The 15,282-nt window shown below is 67.8% G+C and carries 17 protein-coding genes; 8 read left to right on the plus strand and 9 right to left on the minus strand.

From position 1 onward, the window contains the following. The 6 genes from mbhE to IV112_RS04710 all read left to right on the plus strand — a co-directional run. On the plus strand, window positions 1–2,193 hold a 2,193-nt coding region (mbhE, locus tag IV112_RS04685; protein WP_304001289.1), incomplete at its 5' end, for a hydrogen gas-evolving membrane-bound hydrogenase subunit E. Next, the gene (locus IV112_RS04690) at window positions 2,193–2,537 is read left to right on the plus strand and encodes a Na+/H+ antiporter subunit C (protein WP_008059261.1); all 345 of its coding nucleotides are present in this window, start codon (window positions 2,193–2,195) and stop codon (window positions 2,535–2,537) included. The genes mbhE and IV112_RS04690, both read left to right, overlap by 1 nt. Beyond that, complete coding sequence (locus IV112_RS04695; protein ID WP_304001292.1) at window positions 2,534–4,246, plus strand: monovalent cation/H+ antiporter subunit D; 1,713 nt, start codon at window positions 2,534–2,536, stop codon at window positions 4,244–4,246. The genes IV112_RS04690 and IV112_RS04695 overlap by 4 nt, the downstream gene beginning before the upstream one ends. Next, window positions 4,243–4,737: a Na+/H+ antiporter subunit E gene (locus IV112_RS04700; protein ID WP_304001294.1), complete on the plus strand. Its 495-nt coding sequence runs from the start codon at window positions 4,243–4,245 to the stop codon at window positions 4,735–4,737. The genes IV112_RS04695 and IV112_RS04700 overlap by 4 nt, the downstream gene beginning before the upstream one ends. Continuing rightward, complete coding sequence (locus IV112_RS04705; protein ID WP_304001296.1) at window positions 4,734–5,012, plus strand: K+/H+ antiporter subunit F; 279 nt, start codon at window positions 4,734–4,736, stop codon at window positions 5,010–5,012. The genes IV112_RS04700 and IV112_RS04705 overlap by 4 nt, the downstream gene beginning before the upstream one ends. Window positions 5,013–5,040: 28 nt before the next feature. Further along, entirely contained in the window at window positions 5,041–5,433 is a 393-nt protein-coding gene (locus IV112_RS04710; RefSeq protein WP_304001298.1) for a Na+/H+ antiporter subunit G, read from the plus strand. 18 nt (window positions 5,434–5,451) lie between these two features. On the opposite strand, the gene IV112_RS04715 is transcribed toward IV112_RS04710, so the two are convergent. From IV112_RS04715 to IV112_RS04735, 5 genes are read right to left on the minus strand one after another with little or no spacing between them, the layout of a single operon-like run. After that, window positions 5,452–5,841: a hypothetical protein gene (locus IV112_RS04715; RefSeq protein WP_304001299.1), complete on the minus strand. Its 390-nt coding sequence runs from the start codon at window positions 5,839–5,841 to the stop codon at window positions 5,452–5,454. A gap of 1 nt (window position 5,842) precedes the next feature. After that, the gene (locus IV112_RS04720; protein ID WP_232416012.1) at window positions 5,843–6,151 is read right to left on the minus strand and encodes a heavy-metal-associated domain-containing protein; all 309 of its coding nucleotides are present in this window, start codon (window positions 6,149–6,151) and stop codon (window positions 5,843–5,845) included. 40 nt (window positions 6,152–6,191) lie between these two features. Continuing rightward, window positions 6,192–6,890, minus strand: coding sequence for a hypothetical protein (locus IV112_RS04725; protein ID WP_304001302.1), 699 nt, complete (start codon window positions 6,888–6,890; stop codon window positions 6,192–6,194). Window positions 6,891–6,931: 41 nt separating this feature from the next. Further along, entirely contained in the window at window positions 6,932–7,261 is a 330-nt protein-coding gene (locus IV112_RS04730; RefSeq protein WP_304001303.1) for a hypothetical protein, read from the minus strand. A 52-nt stretch (window positions 7,262–7,313) separates the two neighbouring features. Then, complete coding sequence (locus tag IV112_RS04735) at window positions 7,314–8,597, minus strand: sensor domain-containing phosphodiesterase (protein ID WP_304001305.1); 1,284 nt, start codon at window positions 8,595–8,597, stop codon at window positions 7,314–7,316. A 184-nt stretch (window positions 8,598–8,781) separates the two neighbouring features. Here IV112_RS04735 and IV112_RS04740 point away from each other — a divergent pair, with 184 nt between their 5' ends. Together IV112_RS04740 and IV112_RS04745 are read left to right on the plus strand one after the other, a co-directional pair. Beyond that, window positions 8,782–10,134, plus strand: a complete 1,353-nt coding sequence (locus IV112_RS04740) for a DNA recombination protein RmuC (protein ID WP_304001306.1) — start codon at window positions 8,782–8,784, stop codon at window positions 10,132–10,134. After that, entirely contained in the window at window positions 10,131–11,075 is a 945-nt protein-coding gene (locus tag IV112_RS04745; protein ID WP_304001308.1) for an AEC family transporter, read from the plus strand. The genes IV112_RS04740 and IV112_RS04745 overlap by 4 nt, the downstream gene beginning before the upstream one ends. A gap of 344 nt (window positions 11,076–11,419) precedes the next feature. On the opposite strand, the gene IV112_RS04750 is transcribed toward IV112_RS04745, so the two are convergent. From IV112_RS04750 to cysT, 4 genes are read right to left on the minus strand one after another with little or no spacing between them, the layout of a single operon-like run. Beyond that, a complete protein-coding gene (locus tag IV112_RS04750) occupies window positions 11,420–12,352 on the minus strand; it encodes a CysB family HTH-type transcriptional regulator (protein WP_304001309.1) in 933 nt (310 codons plus the stop codon). Between the two features lie 37 nt (window positions 12,353–12,389). Beyond that, complete coding sequence (locus IV112_RS04755) at window positions 12,390–13,454, minus strand: sulfate/molybdate ABC transporter ATP-binding protein (RefSeq protein ID WP_304001311.1); 1,065 nt, start codon at window positions 13,452–13,454, stop codon at window positions 12,390–12,392. Then, window positions 13,451–14,338, minus strand: a complete 888-nt coding sequence (cysW, locus tag IV112_RS04760; RefSeq protein ID WP_304001313.1) for a sulfate ABC transporter permease subunit CysW — start codon at window positions 14,336–14,338, stop codon at window positions 13,451–13,453. The genes IV112_RS04755 and cysW overlap by 4 nt, the downstream gene beginning before the upstream one ends. Further along, a complete protein-coding gene (gene cysT, locus IV112_RS04765) occupies window positions 14,338–15,171 on the minus strand; it encodes a sulfate ABC transporter permease subunit CysT (protein ID WP_020164505.1) in 834 nt (277 codons plus the stop codon). Before cysT ends, cysW begins: the two co-directional genes overlap by 1 nt. Between the last annotated feature and the right edge of the window lie 111 nt (window positions 15,172–15,282).

Consider the following 15,282-nt stretch of genomic DNA (forward strand, 5'->3'; position numbering starts at 1 on the left):
AAGGCCGGCGTGTTCCTGCTGGCGCGGCTGTGGCCGGTGCTGGCCGGCACCGACGAGTGGTTCTGGCTGGTCACGGGCGCCGGTCTGGCGACGCTGCTGGTCGGCGGTTTCGCCGCCATCTTCCAGAACGACCTGAAGGGCCTGCTCGCCTATTCGACCATTTCGCATCTCGGCCTGATCACCACGCTGCTCGGTCTGAACAGCCCGCTGGCGGCGGTGGCGGCGGTGTTCCACATCATCAACCACGCCACCTTCAAGGCTTCGCTGTTCATGGCGGTGGGCGTGATCGACCATGAAACCGGCACGCGCGACATCCGCCGCCTGAGCGGTCTGGCGCGCTACATGCCGATCACCGCGACGCTGGCGATGGTGGCGGCGGCGGCGATGGCCGGCGTGCCATTGCTCAACGGCTTCATATCGAAGGAAATGTTCTTCAGCGAAGCGGTGTTCCTCGCCGCCTCGCCCGGCATCGACCGCGCGCTGCCGGCGGTCGCGGTGGTTGCCGGCATGTTCAGCGTCGCCTACTCGCTGCGCTTCACCGTCGAGGTGTTTCTCGGCCGCGACAAATGCGGCGCGCTGCCGCGCCAGCCGCATGAGCCGCCACGCTGGATGCGGGCGCCGATCTCGGTGCTGGTGCTCGCCTGCCTGGTGGTGGGCACGCTGCCGCAATGGTCCATCCAGCGCATCCTCGAAACCGCGGCGCAGCCGGTGGTCGGCGTGCTGCCGGCATTCGACCTGGCGGTGTGGCACGGCTTCAACCTGCCGCTGTGGATGAGCCTGCTGTCGCTGGTCGGCGGCATCGCGCTCTTTTTCGCGCTGCGCAGCCCGATGCGCCGCGGCCATCTGGCGACGACGCCGCTGCTCGGCCGCATCAACGGCAAGCGCGTGTTCCGCTCGCTGCTGGCCCGGCTCACGCTGGCCGGCCGCCCCACCCGGCGGCTGTTCGGTACGCGGCGCCTGCAGATGCAGCTGATGCTGCTGGTGCTGGTGACGCTGGTGGCCGCCGCCGTGCCACTGCGCAAGCTCGGCAGCGAGGCGCTGCTGGCCGGCGGTGACCGCGCCATGCTCGAGTTCTCGCCGATGTTCGCGCTGATGTGGCTGGTCGGGGCGGGGGCCGCGATCGGCGCCGTATGGCAGGCGAAATACCACCGGCTGACCGCGCTGGCGCTGATGAGCGTGTCCGGGCTGGTCACCGTCATCACCTTCGCCTGGTTCTCGGCGCCCGATCTCGCGCTGACCCAGCTGTCGGTCGAGGCGGTCACCACCGTGCTCATCATGCTCGGGCTGCGCTGGCTGCCGAAGCGGCTGGAAGACGTCGGGCGCAATCAGTCGCTGCGCGTCCGCGCACGGGCACGCGTGCGGCGTGCCCGTGACCTGGCGGTCGCACTCGCGGCCGGGGCGGGGCTGGCGCTGCTTTCGTGGGCCATGATGACGCGCAGCTTTCCGCAGAGCATTTCGCCCTTCTTTCTCGAACGGGCGCTGCCAGAGGGCGGCGGCAGCAATGTGGTGAACGTGATGCTGGTCGATTTCCGCGGCTTCGATACGCTGGGCGAAATCACCGTGCTGGGCGTGGTGGCGCTGACCGTGTATGCGCTGCTGCGCCGCTTCCGTCCTGCGCCGGAAAGTGCGGAACTGCCGGCGCAGCAGCGGGCGCTGCCGGCCGACCTGGCGACCGATCTGGTCGATGCCCAGACAGCCGAGGACACCGCGCGTGGCTACCTGATGGTACCGGCGGTGCTGGTGCGGCTGGTGCTGCCGCTGGCGGCGATGATCGCGGTCTACCTGTTCATGCGCGGCCACAACGAACCGGGCGGCGGCTTCGTCGCCGGGCTGGTGTTGTCGACCGCCTTCATCGTGCAGTACATCGTGTCGGGTACGCAGTGGGTCGAAGCGCACATGGACCTGCGGCCGCAGCGCTGGATCGCCTTCGGCCTGCTGACGGCGACGGCTACCGGCCTCGGTTCCTTCGCACTGGGCTATCCCTTCCTGACCACTCACACCGCCCACCTCAGCCTGCCGCTGATCGGCGACATCCACGTCGCCAGCGCGCTGTTCTACGACATTGGCGTGTTCCTGCTGGTGGTCGGGGCGACGCTGCTGATACTGACCGCGCTGGGTCACCAGTCGGTGCGCGGACGCCGTGTCCGCGACAGCGATGGTGACGGCGACGAACAAAGAGAGGGAGCGCACTGATGGAAATCGTCCTCGCCTGCGCGATCGGCGTGCTCACCGCCTGCGGCGTGTGGCTGCTGCTGCGACCGCGTACCTATCAGGTGATCATGGGGCTGTCGCTGCTCGGCTATGGCGTGAACCTGTTCATCTTCAGCATGGGCCGGCTGGCGCTGGACAGCGAGCCGGTGCTGGCGCCCGGCGTGCCGACCGACCTTGCGCACTACACCGACCCGATGCCGCAGGCACTGGTGCTGACCGCCATCGTGATCGGCTTCGCGATGACCGCGCTCTTCCTGGTCGTGCTGCTGGCGCAGCGGGGCTTCTTCGGCAATGACCATGTCGATGGGCGGGAGGACGCCGAATGAGGGCCCTCGCACAGGCGCTGATGCCGCATCTGACCATCGTTCCCATCCTGCTGCCGCTGCTGACCGCCTGCCTGCTGCTGTTGCTGGACGGCCGGCGCCACCGCATCCGCGGCATGATCGGTCTGGCGGCCGCGCTGGCCAATCTGGCGGTGGCGGTGCTGCTGCTGTTCTGGGTCGGCAGCGACCAGCCCGCCGCCTATGGCGTCTATCTGCCGTCGAACTGGGACGTGCCCTTCGGCATCGTGCTGGTCGCCGACCGCCTTTCGGTGCTTCTGCTGGTCACCGCCGCCGTCGTCGCGCTGATGGCGCTGTTGTTCGCGGTGGCGCGCTGGCACAAGGCGGGTGCGCATTTCCATCCGCTGTTCCAGATCCAGATCATGGGCCTGAACGGCGCCTTCCTGACCGGCGACCTGTTCAACCTGTTCGTGTTCTTCGAGGTGATGCTGGCGGCGTCCTACGGCCTGCTGCTGCACGGCTCGGGTCCGTCGCGTGTGCGCACCGGGCTGCACTACGTGGCGATCAACCTGCTGGCGTCCTCACTCTTCCTGATCGGCGCCGCGCTGATCTACGGCGTCACCGGCACGCTGAACATGGCCGACATCGCGGCCCGCATCCCGCAGGTGGCGGCCGGCGATCGCGCGCTGCTGCACGCGGGCTTCGCCGTGCTCGGTGTCGCTTTCCTCGCCAAGGCGGCGATGTGGCCGCTGAACTTCTGGCTGGTGCCGGCCTATGCCGCCGCCAGCGCGCCGGCGGCCGCGGTGTTCGCGCTGCTGACCAAGGTGGGCGTCTACGTGTTGCTGCGCTTCAGTACGCTGATGTTCTCGGACCAGGCGGGCGCTTCCGCCGGCTTCGGCAGCGACTGGCTGCTGTGGGGCGGCACGGCGACGCTGGCGGCCGGGGCCTTCGGCATGTTCTCGACGCAGCGGCCGGGCCGGCTGGCAGGCTTCGCCGTCATCGTGTCCTCGGGCACGCTGCTGGCCGTGCTCGGTCTGGCCCGCCCGGAACTGACCGCCGGCGCGCTGTACTACCTGCCCAGTTCGACGCTGGGCGTGGCCGCCTTCTTCCTGCTGGCCGAGCTGATGGAGCGCTCGCGCAGTGCCGACGTCGCCGGCGCGCGCGCGCCGGAGGACGAGGAGGATCACCTGCCGTTCCCGCTGGCCGAACTTGAGCTGGACAAGGACGTCAATCTGGACGAGGACGAGGAAATGCTGATCGGTCACGCCATTCCGGCTGCCACCGCGCTGCTCGGCCTGGCCTTCATCTGCTGCACGCTGCTGGTGGCCGGACTGCCGCCGCTGTCCGGCTTCATCGGCAAGTTCGTGCTGCTGTCGGCGCTGGTGCCGGAGCTGAGCGCGGACACCGCCCGCATCGACGCGCTGCTGACCTGGGTGCTGCCGGTACTCATCGTGCTGTCCGGGCTGTGCGCGCTGGTGGCACTGTCGCGCGTCGGCATCCGCTTCTTCTGGACACCGGTCGATCGCGAGGCACCGCTGCTGCGGGTGGTCGAATTCGTGCCGATCGCGGTGCTGGTCGGTGTGTGCGTGTTCATTTCGGTGCGCGCCGAGCCGGTCATGCGCTACGCGGCGGCGACCGCCGACGCGCTATACAGCCCGGCCGGCTATATCGACGCGGTGCTGTCGGCGCGGCCGCGACCGACACCGACCAATGCCGAACGCCTCAGCCTGCACGGGCAGGAGTCCGCGCCATGATGCGCCGCATGTTTCCCGCTCCGCTGCTGTCGCTGGCGCTGCTCGCGCTGTGGCTGCTGCTCAACAATGCGTCGCTGGGCCTTGGTCAGTGGCTGCTCGGCACCTTCCTTGGTGTGCTGGTGCCGCTGCTGACGCAGTCGCTGCGGCCGACGCCGGTGCGCTTCCGCCGTCCGTGGGTGGCACTGCGGCTGTTCATGCAGGTCGGTTACGACGTGATCGTCTGGAACTGGCGCGTGCTGCGCGGCACGCTGGCCACGGGCAAGCGCATGCCGCGTGGCGGTTTCGTCGTCGTGCCGCTGGACATGCGCGACCCGAACGGGCTGGCGGTGCTGGCGGCCATCATGTGCGTCATCCCCGGCACCATCTGGTCGGAGTTGGCGCTGGACCGCAGCGCGCTGCTCGTCCACATGTTCGACCTGGACGACGCCGCGGCCGAGATCGAACTGATCAAGCGCCGCTACGAGCGCCCGCTGATGGAGATATTCGAATGAGCCCGCTGCTGTTTTCCGCCATCGTGTTCACGATGGGCTGCTACATCACGGCGATGGCGCTGGCGCTGCTGCGCCTGGTCCGCGGTCCGTCCGCACAGGACCGCGTGCTGGCGATGGACCTGATCTGCACCATCGCGATGCTGATCCTGATGGTGCTGGCGATACGCTATCGCAGCGCGATGTACTTCGAGGCGGCACTGCTCGTTTCGATCTTCGGCTTCGTCAGTTCGGCCGCCATGGCGAAATTCCTGTTGCGCGGCGAGGTGATCGAATGAACGCGCCTGTCATGTCGGGGGCACTGCGATGATTCCGCCGCTGCCCTTGTGGGTCGAAATTCCGGTGGCGCTGCTGCTGGCGCTGAGCGGCGTGTTCACGCTGGTGGCGGCGATCGGTGTGGTGCGCTTCCGCAGCTTCTTCCAGCGCATGCATCCGCCGGCGCTGGCCTTCAGCTTTTCCGCCTGGTGCGTGACACTGGCCAGCATCCTGTACTTCTCGGCGCAGGATGGCGCGCTGTCGCTGCACGCCTGGCTCATCATCATCTTTCTGTCGCTGACGGTGCCGGTGACCACCATTCTGCTGTCGCGCACGGAGCTGTTCCGCCGGCGCAACAGCGGCGACCCCGACATGCCGCCGCCGCTGAGCGCCAGCGTGCCGCTGTCGGCGGACGCGGACGACTCGTCGCCCACGCCGCGCTGAACCGGCGCCGCGACCAGGTCAGAGCAGCAGCGGCGCGACGAAGGCGAAGAAGCCGCCGATCAGGAAAAGCAGGACCGACACGGCATACACCGCCGCCGACGTCCGCCGGGCACGGGCGCAGGCGCGCGCAGCGGCCGGATCGGCCGGGCAGGGCAGCGAGCGGGCGCGCCATTGCGCCGCACCGGCCAGCGCCAGCATCGCGGCGGCGATGCCGAACACCGCCTCCTTGTGTTCGGACAGCCAGATCAGCTGCGGCAGCCGGCTGGTCAGCGTGACCAGCGTGGCGCCGGCGCCGAGTGCGACGAGCAGCGCGGGCAGCGCACAGCACACCAGCGTCGAACCGCTGGCCAGCAGCGACAGGCCGCTGGCGCCGAGCGACGCGCGCAGGCCGCGTTCAGGTGCGTCCATGTCAGCGTCCCTTGAGCGCGGCACGCAGGCTGTCCAGCGTGTCGGGCACGCGTTCGATCTTCTTCACCTGATAGCCGGCGTCGGTGATCTGCGTGCGCAGCGTGTCGTCGGCGATGTCCTGCCCATCCTTCAGGCTCAGCGCGACGATCTTGTGTTCGAGACTGACCAGCACGTCGGCGGTGGCGGCGTTGCTGCGCAGCTTCTTCTCGATCGCCGAACCGCAGAAGGCGCATACCAGACCTTCGACCTGCATCTTGATCGTGCTGGCGGCCAGCACCGGCACCGCGGTCAGCGAAAGAGCGATGGTCATGATGTAAAACTTCATTTTATTCATTGCATTACCTTTCAATTCAAAAAAGGAGCATGAGGTTTACGAAGGCGTCGCCACGGTGCTCGCGATTGACGCTGACGCCGACATCGACCCACCAGCGGCGCTGGAACAGGCGCAGCAGCGGCGTGATCTGGGTCGCGTCGGTCAGCCCGCTGCGACGCTCGGCCTGCAGGCCGATCCAGGTGGCGATGTCCTCGTAGTCGGCCGCGTAGGGCGCCCACAGCCCCTGCGCTGTCGTGACCACCTGGGTGTGTCCGGCCGCGTGATAGGCATGCGTGGACAGCCGGGCGTAGATGCGCCGCGTTTCGTGGTCGGCCCAGAAGCCGCCATGCACGCCGCTGTGGGTGCCGGCGAATTCGCTGCCGCGGGCGGCGAGCGGTCCACCATATATATATGCGTTGGTGATGCCGTCGCTGCCGTAAGCGCGATGCACCAGCCAGTTCGCCTGCAAGGTGGTGTAGCGGCGTTCGGTCAGTCCGTCGTCCGACACGTAGCGCGACTGCCCGGCGGCAACCGACAGGTTGGCGCGCAGGCCGTGCGCCACTTCAGCCATCTGGCTGTCGGGCGAGGCGGTGAACATGAACATGGTGATGTCGCGCGGAATGAAGAAGCCGGCGACGGCCTGGGTCGACAGCGCGGCCAGCGGCAGTGCCGCGAGCCAGCCGCGCGGCACGGCGCAGCGCCTGCCGCGTATGGGCGGCAGCTTGAAACGGAACATGAGTGACTCCTGAACGATGCGAGGGTGGAACAGCGCGACGTTCAGGACGGTCTGGGTGGTTTTTCCAGCGGCGTGGGAATGTGCGAACGCTCGACGGCGTCGTGATGCAGCGCAAGGACCGCCGAGCCGGCAGGTGAGGCTGGCGGCGGGGACTGCGTGATGGCGATCGCCTGCGCGACCGCACACAGCGCCGCTTGCGCGCCCTGGTCCTCGCAGCTGCCGCAGTCGTGGCCCGGCATGTCGATCTCCATCATTGCCCCGGCCAGCACGCAGTGCGTGCTGCAGTGAAGCGCGTAGGCGTGCAGCGGCAGCGCGCACAGCATCAGGAGTGCGATCAGGCGGCGCAACGGGAGGTGACGGGCGACGTGCATCGTGCAATCGTGACAGTGATCCGTCACGCAGACAAGGACGCAGCCGTCGAGTTCAGACCACCTGCGGCCAGTGCAGGTCGCCGCACAGCACGCGCAACTGGTCGTCCCAGCCGCGATAGGCGATGGACACCGTGACGCACAGCAGGCCGGACGAGATGGACAGATAGGGGCGCGTCACCTGCACCTTGCCGACGTGCTCGATGGCGCGGCGGAAGTAGGGGCGGCGCGACCAGCGCGCATGGCGGTTGATCGACAGCGAGCGGTACTGGCTGTCGGCGGTGCCGAAGGGCTGTGAGGTCCGCACATTGCGGCCGACCTGGCGGCCGTCGGCATCGAGCAGGAAGCAGCAGTCGGCGCGCTCCAGCTGCAGGAAGCCACGGCAGGCTTCCTCCATCGGGATGCCTTCCTCCAGCAGCACGGCGCAGCCGCCCATGGCGTGGATGTAGGGTGCGATCAGCTCGCGGTAGCGCGCGGCACCGCTGCCGCGCGTCGTGTTGAAGCGTTCCCACAGGTCGTTCAGCACCGGACTCACTTCGCGCGTGTCGACCGGGCGGGCCGCCGGCATCGCGAAGTAGAAGCCCTGGACGAAATCGATGTCGGCGTCGAGCGCGGCCAGCGCCTGCGCCTCTGTTTCGACGCCTTCGAGCAGCACCAGCGAGCCGGCTTCGTGGATCAGACTGACGATCTGCGGCAGCAGGCGGCGCGCCGACGGATCCTCGACCGACTTGACGGCGAAGGAGCGGTCGAGCTTGACGATTTCCGGCTGCATGGTCCAGATGCGGTCGAAGTTCGAATGACCGGCGCCGAAGTCGTCGAGCGCGATCATGCAGCCGAGGCCGCGCAGATACTCGACGGTGCGGGCGAAACCGGCGTGTTCGGACACCGCCTGTTCCATCACTTCGATGACGATGCGGCGCGGATCGATGTCCGGGTGTTCCGACAGTTCGGGCAGGAAGTCGCTGAGGTCGCTGTCCGGACCGCTGCGGAACACTTCCGGGTGGATGTTCAGGAAGAGCCAGCCGTCGTGCGTGTCCTGCGCCGCGTGGTTGTTCACGTGCAGGTAGCGGCACAGCTGGTCGAGGTAGCGCAGGTCTTCATAGCGCGTGGCGCCGGCGATGACGCGGGCCGGCGCGACCGGGTTCGCTTCCGCATCGGCGGCGCGCAGCAGCCCTTCGTGGCCGATGGCGCGGCAGTGCGAAACGCTGAAGATGGGCTGGAAGTGGCTGGTCAGCGTCAGGCCCTTGTAGCGGGCCAGCACGCCATTCGCGCTGTGGACGATGTCGGCGCCGGGTGCTTGCTCGGCTTCCGCGACGACGGATAACGATGCGTGGGCCATGAGGGCGCTCGGAAATGGATGATTGAGCTCTTTATCGGCAGTGCACCATCGACTCTTGAACCCAAGATGCGCTCGCGGGATTTCTTCCCTTGTGACGGCCGGCTGCGGGCCGCCGGCTATACTTCGCAGCCGCCCCGACTTCCCGCGGCGCGACGCCCCTCAACCTTTGGCCAACCCACCTCGCGTGTCTGAATTCCCGCTGCTGCTCGTCCTGATCTGTCTGCTCCAGGTGCTGCTGTTCGGTGCAGTCGCTTGGCTTGTATTGCGCGTGCGTGCGCTCGGCGGCGGGCTGGACGTCGCCACGCAGGAGGGCCAGCGGCAGACGCTGGCCGCGCTGCACGAAGGTCTGCAGCGGCAGACCGAGCGCACCGTGGGCATGCAGGCCGATGCCAACGAGCGGCTGCGCCGCGCCATTTCGCTCGAACTGGGCGTGGCGCGCGACGCGGTCGGCGCACTGCAGCGGGCCCAGCAGGTCGGGCTGGCCGAGCTGTCGGCGGCGCTGAACAGCCGCCAGGAAACCCTGCGCACCGAACTGGTGACGCAGACCGCGGCCACGCTGGCCGAACAGACCCGGGTGCAGCAGGAGGCGCTGCAGAACGGCCTGCAGAACGCTTCGGTGCAGCTCACCGCATCGATCGAATCGCTCACCCGCACGGTGAATGAGCGGCTGGAGCTGCTCAGCGGCCGCGTGCACGAACGGCTGGAAGAGGGCTTCCGCAAGACCAACGAAACCTTCACCAGCGTGATGGCGCGGCTGGCCACCATCGACGAGGCGCAGAAGAAGATCGAGGGGCTGTCGACCAGCGTGGTGAGCCTGAAGGAACTGCTGGGTGACAAGAAGGCGCGCGGCGCCTTCGGCGAGGTGCAGCTGGAGGCGCTGGTGCGCAACGCGCTGCCGCCGGACGCCTTCGAGTTCCAGGCCACGCTGTCGAATGGCGCCCGGGTCGACTGCCTGCTGCGGCTGCCGGAGCCGACCGGCCGGGTGGCGGTCGATTCCAAGTTCCCGCTGGAAAACTATCACCGCATGTTCGCCGCCGACGCGGCCGAAGCCGACCGCCGACAGGCGCAGGCGGCCTTCCGTGCCGACGTGCGCAAGCACGTCGACGACATTGCGGCCAAGTACATCATCGCCGACGAGACCTCGGACGGCGCGGTCATGTTCCTGCCGGCCGAGGCCGTGTTCGCCGAACTGCACGCCCACCACGCGGAGGTGATCGCCTACGCGCAGGCGAAGCGGGTGTGGATCGTGTCGCCGACCACGCTGATGGCAGTGCTGAACACCGCACGCGCTGTGCTCAAGGACGTCGAGACGCGCAAGCAGATCCACCTGATCCGCGACGCGCTGGGCCGGCTGGCCAAGGACTTCACGCTGTTCGACAAACGCATGGAAAAGCTCGCCACCCACATCCGCCAGGCGCATGACGACGTGCAGGAAGTCGCCATTTCCAGCCGCAAGATCAGCGGCCAGTTCGTGCGCATCGAGCGCGCCGAGGCCGACGCACTGAGGTCGCTGGACGCGCCGGAGGACGGCGCATGAACGCCGCGCTCCAGCAGATCCTGCTCGCCGCGCCGCTGTTCGTACTGGTGTTCGTCGGCTACGGCATCGTCCACTGGGGCGGCTGGCCGAAGGCGGCGGCGGACGCGCTCGCCAAGTTCGTGTTCACCATCGCGCTGCCCGCCATGCTGTTCCGGCTGATGAGCGGCTTCGCCAGCCTGCCGCCGGTGGACGTGCGGCTGCTGGCCGCCTTCTTCGGCGGCTGTCTCGTCGTTTTCCTGCTCGGTCGTCTGGTGTCGGCGAAACTGTTCCAGCTCGACGGCGTGTCGCAGTCGGTGTTCGCGCTGGGCGGCGTGTTCTCGAACAATGTGCTGCTCGGCCTGCCGCTCACCCGCATCCTGCTCGGCGACGACGCCATGCCGGCGGCGGCGCTGGTGGTGGTGTTCAATGCGCTGACGCTATGGACGCTGGTGACTGTGTCGGTGGAGTGGGCGAAGACCGGTGCGCTGACGCTGGCCGGCTTCGGCAAGACCGCGCGCGGTGTGCTGACTAATCCGCTGGTCGCGTCGATCCTGGCAGGCACCGTGTTCAGTCTGACCGGTTTCCAGCTGCCGTCACTGATCGACCAGCCGCTGAAGATGCTCGGTGACGCCGCGCTGCCGATGTCGCTGATCGCGCTCGGCATGGGGCTGGCGGAATTCGGCGTGCGCGAAGGCTGGCAGCAGAGCGTCAGCATCAGCGTGCTGAAGCTGGTCGTCCACCCGCTGGCGGTGTGGGCGCTGGCGGTGCTGCTCGGTCTGCCGCCGGTGGAGACGCAGGCGGTGGTGTTGCTCGCCTCGCTGTCGGTCGGCGCCAACGTTTACCTGATGTCGCGCCAGTTCCACGTCATGCAGGGGCCGGTGGCCAGCAGTCTGCTGATGTCCACCGCGCTCGCCGCGCTGACCACGCCGCTGATGCTGGCGCTGGTTGCTGCGACTGTCTGAAGCCTTCCTTCGGCTGGCGAGGTGGAGCGCACGCAGGCGCGGGCTTCTGACTCAGAAAGCGCCCGTTCCAGCCCCGCGGACCGCAGCCGCCGCATCGCGACCGGAGGGCGCTCCCACATGGATCGCGCTCCGTTCGCCGCCGGAGCCTGGTTTGGTGGGAGCGAGCTTGCTCGCGATTGCAGCCTGAATCGAAGGCGGCGGTCTGCAACGGCCGCGTCGCGGCCAAGGCCGCTCCCACGGGGGCATGCGCGAGACCCGCGGCCGAAGCCCGGGCGGGGTTCTGTGGGAGGGGTCTTGACCCCGACGGCACGCTGCATCGAAGCCTGCTGAGCGCGGTGCCGACCTCAGTCCTCGGCGCTCGGCTTCAGCGCGGCCTTCACCGTCACCTCGTTCAGCGACGGTTCGCACAGTTCGATGAAGCGGTAGGCGTAGCTGCGCAGATAGTGCTTGCGACGCAGCGCGATCAGCGTGGTGTTCGAGTCGAACAGGTGTTCGCTGTCGAGCAGGCGCAGGCCGCTGTCGCGGACCGGGTCGAAGGCGACCGAGGCGATGATGCCTGCGCCCAGGCCCAGTTCGACATAGGTCTTGATCACGTCGGCGTCGAGTGCGGACATGACGATGTCCGGCAGCAGGCCGGCGCGGGCGAAGGTGGCGTCGATGCGCGCGCGGCCGGTGAAGCCTTCGTGATAGGTCACCACCGGGTGTTCGGCCAGCGCTTCCAGCGTCAGCGGTTTCACCGCTTCGAGCGGATGCCCCGCCGGCACGATGGCGGCGTGGTGCCAGGAATAGAAGGGGAAGGTGACCAGCTCGGGCGCGCCTGACAGGGTTTCGGTCGCAATGCCGATGTCCGCCTCGCCGTCGTTCAGCAGATCGACGATTTCGGTCGGGCTGGCCTGCAGCAGCACCAGATGCACCTTGGGGAAGAGGCGCTTGAATTCGGTCACCACGCGCGGCAGCGCGTAGCGCGCCTGCGTGTGCGTGGTGGCGATGCGCAGCTGGCCCTCGTCGCGGCGGGCGAACTGCTCGGCCAGCCGCTTGATGTTGCCGGCGTCGAGCAGCATGCGCTCGACGATCTCGACCAGTTCGCTGCCCGGCTCGGTCAGGCCGAGCAGGCGCTTGCCCTTGCGGACGAAGAGCTCGACGCCCAGTTCGTCCTCCAGATCCTTGATGTGCTTGCTCACGCCGGACTGCGACGTGAACAGCGCGTTGGCGACTTCGGTCAGGTTGAACTGGCGCCTGACGGTTTCGCGAATGATGCGGAGCTGCTGGAAATTCATTGTTGCTCTTCCTGTTTCATGAGTTCGCGGTCGCCGCTCAGCGCGCGAACACGCGCAGCCGCGACGGCTGCAGGCGTACGGTCTGGCCTTCCGCCAGCGCCAGTGCGGCGACGCGCTCCCGCGTCAGTTCCACTTCGAAGTGCTGACCGGTGGCGCCATTCAGTCCGTCCAGCTCGACCCGGGCGGTGACGCCGAAGGACAGCACGCGACTGATCCGCGCCGGCACGCCGTCGGTCGCGGCGGCGTCGGTCAGGATGTCCAGCTCGTGCGGTCGGGCGAAGGCGATCACCTTGTCACCGTGCGCGAAGCCGTCGGCGACGTGCGGCAGGCGGTCGTCGCCGACGCGCAGCGCGTCACCGTCCACGTGAGCGTGGAAGGGGTTCACCGCGCCGAGGAAGCCATAGACGAAGGGCGTGGCCGGGTGACGGTATACCTCTTCCGGCGTGCCGATCTGCTCGACCTTGCCGTGGTCCATCAGCACCACGCGGTCGGCCACTTCGAGCGCCTCCTCCTGGTCGTGGGTGACGAAGATGGAGGTGATGTGCAGTTCGTCGTGCAGCCGGCGCAGCCAGCGGCGCAGTTCCTTGCGCACCTTGGCGTCGAGCGCGCCGAAGGGCTCGTCCAGCAGCAGCACGCGCGGCTCGACCGCGAGCGCGCGGGCCAGCGCGATGCGCTGGCGCTGACCGCCCGACAGCTGGGCCGGGAAGCGGTCGGCCAGCCAGTCCAGCTGCACCAGCTTCAGCAGGTCGTGCACCTTGGTACGGATGACCTTTTCCGACGGCCGCTGACTGCGCGGCTTCATGCGCAGGCCGAAAGCCACGTTGTCGAACACGCTCATGTGGCGGAACAGCGCGTAGTGCTGGAACACGAAACCAACGTGGCGTTCGCGCACATGGGTGTCGGAGGCGTCCTCGCCGTCGAGCAGCACGCGGCCGCTGTCCGCCGATTCGAGTCCGGCGATGATGCGCAGCAGCGTGGTCTTGCCGCAGCCGGACGGGCCCAGCAGCGCGACCAACTCGCCGGTCGGGAAGTCGAGTGACACGTCGCCCAGCGCGACGAAGTCGCCGAAGGCCTTGTGGATGTTCTGGACCTGGATGCTCATTCTTCGTTGTCCTTCACTTTGGATGCCTGGTGTTCGATCCAGGTCTTCACGCCCAGAGTCACCAGCGCCAGCAGGGCGAGCAGCGACGCGACGGCGAAGGCGGCTGCGAACTGGTATTCGTTGTAGAGAATTTCGACATGCAGCGGCATCGTGTTGGTCAGGCCGCGGATGTGGCCGGACACCACCGACACGGCGCCGAACTCGCCCATCGCCCGCGCATTGGTCAGGATGACGCCGTACAGCAGGCCCCACTTGATATTGGGCAGGGTGACGTGCCAGAAGGTCTGCCAGCCGTTGGCGCCCAGCACCACCGCGGCTTCCTCTTCTTCCTTGCCCTGCGCCTGCATCAGCGGAATCAGCTCGCGCGCGATGAAGGGAAAGGTGACGAAGACGGTGGCCAGCACGATGCCGGGCACGGCGAAGATGATCTTCAGGTCATGTTCCTGCAGCCAGGGCCCGAACCAGCCCTGCGCGCCGAACACCAGCACGTAGATCAGGCCGGCGACCACCGGTGACACCGAGAAGGGCAGGTCGATCAGCGTGATCAGGACGTGCTTGCCGCGGAAGTTGAACTTGGTGATCGCCCACGCGGCCGACACGCCGAAGGTCAGATTCAGCGGCACCGCGATCACCGCGGCGATCAGCGTGAGCTTGATCGCCGACAGCGCGTCCGGCTCCACCAGCGCGGCCAGATAGGTGTCCCAGCCCTTGCGCAGCGCCTCGACGAACACCGCGATCAGCGGCATCAGCAGGAAGAGGACGAAGAAAGTGAGCGAGACGGCGATGATCGTCCATTTGACCCAGGCCGGCTCGCGCGTGGCAGCCCGGCCTTCGAAGCGCGCCGCGACGTCGGCGGCGGCGTGCAGTGTGGTGGCGGCGGCCATCAGCGATTCCTCCCGGTGGCTTTTTCGGTCCATGCCTGCAGGCCGTTGATGGCCAGCAGCAGCACGAAGGAGAACAGCAGCATCACCACCGCGATCGCGGTGGCACCGGCGTAGTCGTACTGCTCCAGCTTGGTGATGATCATCAGCGGGGTGATTTCCGACACCATCGGAATATTGCCGGCGATGAAGATGACCGAGCCGTATTCGCCGACCGCCCGCGCGAAGGCCAGCGCGAAGCCGGTCAGCAGCGCCGGCAGCAGTATCGGCAGCGTCACGTAGCGGAAGGTTTGCCAGCGACGTGCGCCGAGGCTGGCGGCCGCTTCTTCCAGCTCGGTGTCGAGGTCTTCCAGGATGGGCTGCACGGTGCGCACGACGAAGGGCAGACCGATGAACACCAGTGCCACCAGCACGCCCAGCGGGGTGAAGGCGACCTTGATGCCGAGCGGCTCCAGCGCCGACCCGAGCCAGCCGTTCGGCGCGTACAGCGCGGTCAGCGCGATGCCGGCCACGGCGGTCGGCAGCGCGAAGGGCAGGTCGATCAGCGCATCGACCAGCTTCTTGCCGGGGAAGGAATAGCGCACCAGCGCCCAGGCCAGCGCCAGTCCGAACACCGCATTGATGGCGGCGGCCAGCAGCGAGGCGCCGAAGGACAGCCGGTACGAGGCGAGCACGCGCGGCGTCGTCACCACGTCCCAGAACTGTGCCAGACCGAGACTGGCAGTCTTGATGAAGACCGCCGACAGCGGGATCAGCACGATGATGGACAGGTAGAACAGCGTGTAACCCAGCGTCAGGTTGAAACCGGGCAGCACCTGGAAGGAACGCCGGCTCATTGGAAGCGCTCCTGCGGTGACTGACGTGAAGGTGGTGACATGGATCGCCCCGGAAGAATGTTGTCGAGGCGAGAGCTTAGGGAGTGGATTTAATTACTGGAAATAATAAGA

The organism is Methyloversatilis discipulorum (assembly GCF_018780585.1).
Lineage (GTDB): Bacteria > Pseudomonadota > Gammaproteobacteria > Burkholderiales > Rhodocyclaceae > Methyloversatilis > Methyloversatilis discipulorum_B.

What these genes read in the sequence shown, in the direction of transcription:
- IV112_RS04690 (WP_008059261.1), top strand. Translation starts at nt 2,193, where the DNA reads ATGGAAATCGTCCTCGCCTGCGCGATCGGCGTGCTCACCGCCTGCGGC.
- IV112_RS04695 (WP_304001292.1), top strand. Translation starts at nt 2,534, where the DNA reads ATGAGGGCCCTCGCACAGGCGCTGATGCCGCATCTGACCATCGTTCCC.
- IV112_RS04700 (WP_304001294.1), top strand. Translation starts at nt 4,243, where the DNA reads ATGATGCGCCGCATGTTTCCCGCTCCGCTGCTGTCGCTGGCGCTGCTC.
- IV112_RS04705 (WP_304001296.1), top strand. Translation starts at nt 4,734, where the DNA reads ATGAGCCCGCTGCTGTTTTCCGCCATCGTGTTCACGATGGGCTGCTAC.
- IV112_RS04710 (WP_304001298.1), top strand. Translation starts at nt 5,041, where the DNA reads ATGATTCCGCCGCTGCCCTTGTGGGTCGAAATTCCGGTGGCGCTGCTG.
- IV112_RS04715 (WP_304001299.1), bottom strand. Translation starts at nt 5,841, where the DNA reads ATGGACGCACCTGAACGCGGCCTGCGCGCGTCGCTCGGCGCCAGCGGC.
- IV112_RS04720 (WP_232416012.1), bottom strand. Translation starts at nt 6,151, where the DNA reads ATGACCATCGCTCTTTCGCTGACCGCGGTGCCGGTGCTGGCCGCCAGC.
- IV112_RS04725 (WP_304001302.1), bottom strand. Translation starts at nt 6,890, where the DNA reads ATGTTCCGTTTCAAGCTGCCGCCCATACGCGGCAGGCGCTGCGCCGTG.
- IV112_RS04730 (WP_304001303.1), bottom strand. Translation starts at nt 7,261, where the DNA reads ATGCACGTCGCCCGTCACCTCCCGTTGCGCCGCCTGATCGCACTCCTG.
- IV112_RS04735 (WP_304001305.1), bottom strand. Translation starts at nt 8,597, where the DNA reads ATGGCCCACGCATCGTTATCCGTCGTCGCGGAAGCCGAGCAAGCACCC.
- IV112_RS04745 (WP_304001308.1), top strand. Translation starts at nt 10,131, where the DNA reads ATGAACGCCGCGCTCCAGCAGATCCTGCTCGCCGCGCCGCTGTTCGTA.
- IV112_RS04750 (WP_304001309.1), bottom strand. Translation starts at nt 12,352, where the DNA reads ATGAATTTCCAGCAGCTCCGCATCATTCGCGAAACCGTCAGGCGCCAG.
- IV112_RS04755 (WP_304001311.1), bottom strand. Translation starts at nt 13,454, where the DNA reads ATGAGCATCCAGGTCCAGAACATCCACAAGGCCTTCGGCGACTTCGTC.
- cysW (WP_304001313.1), bottom strand. Translation starts at nt 14,338, where the DNA reads ATGGCCGCCGCCACCACACTGCACGCCGCCGCCGACGTCGCGGCGCGC.
- cysT (WP_020164505.1), bottom strand. Translation starts at nt 15,171, where the DNA reads ATGAGCCGGCGTTCCTTCCAGGTGCTGCCCGGTTTCAACCTGACGCTG.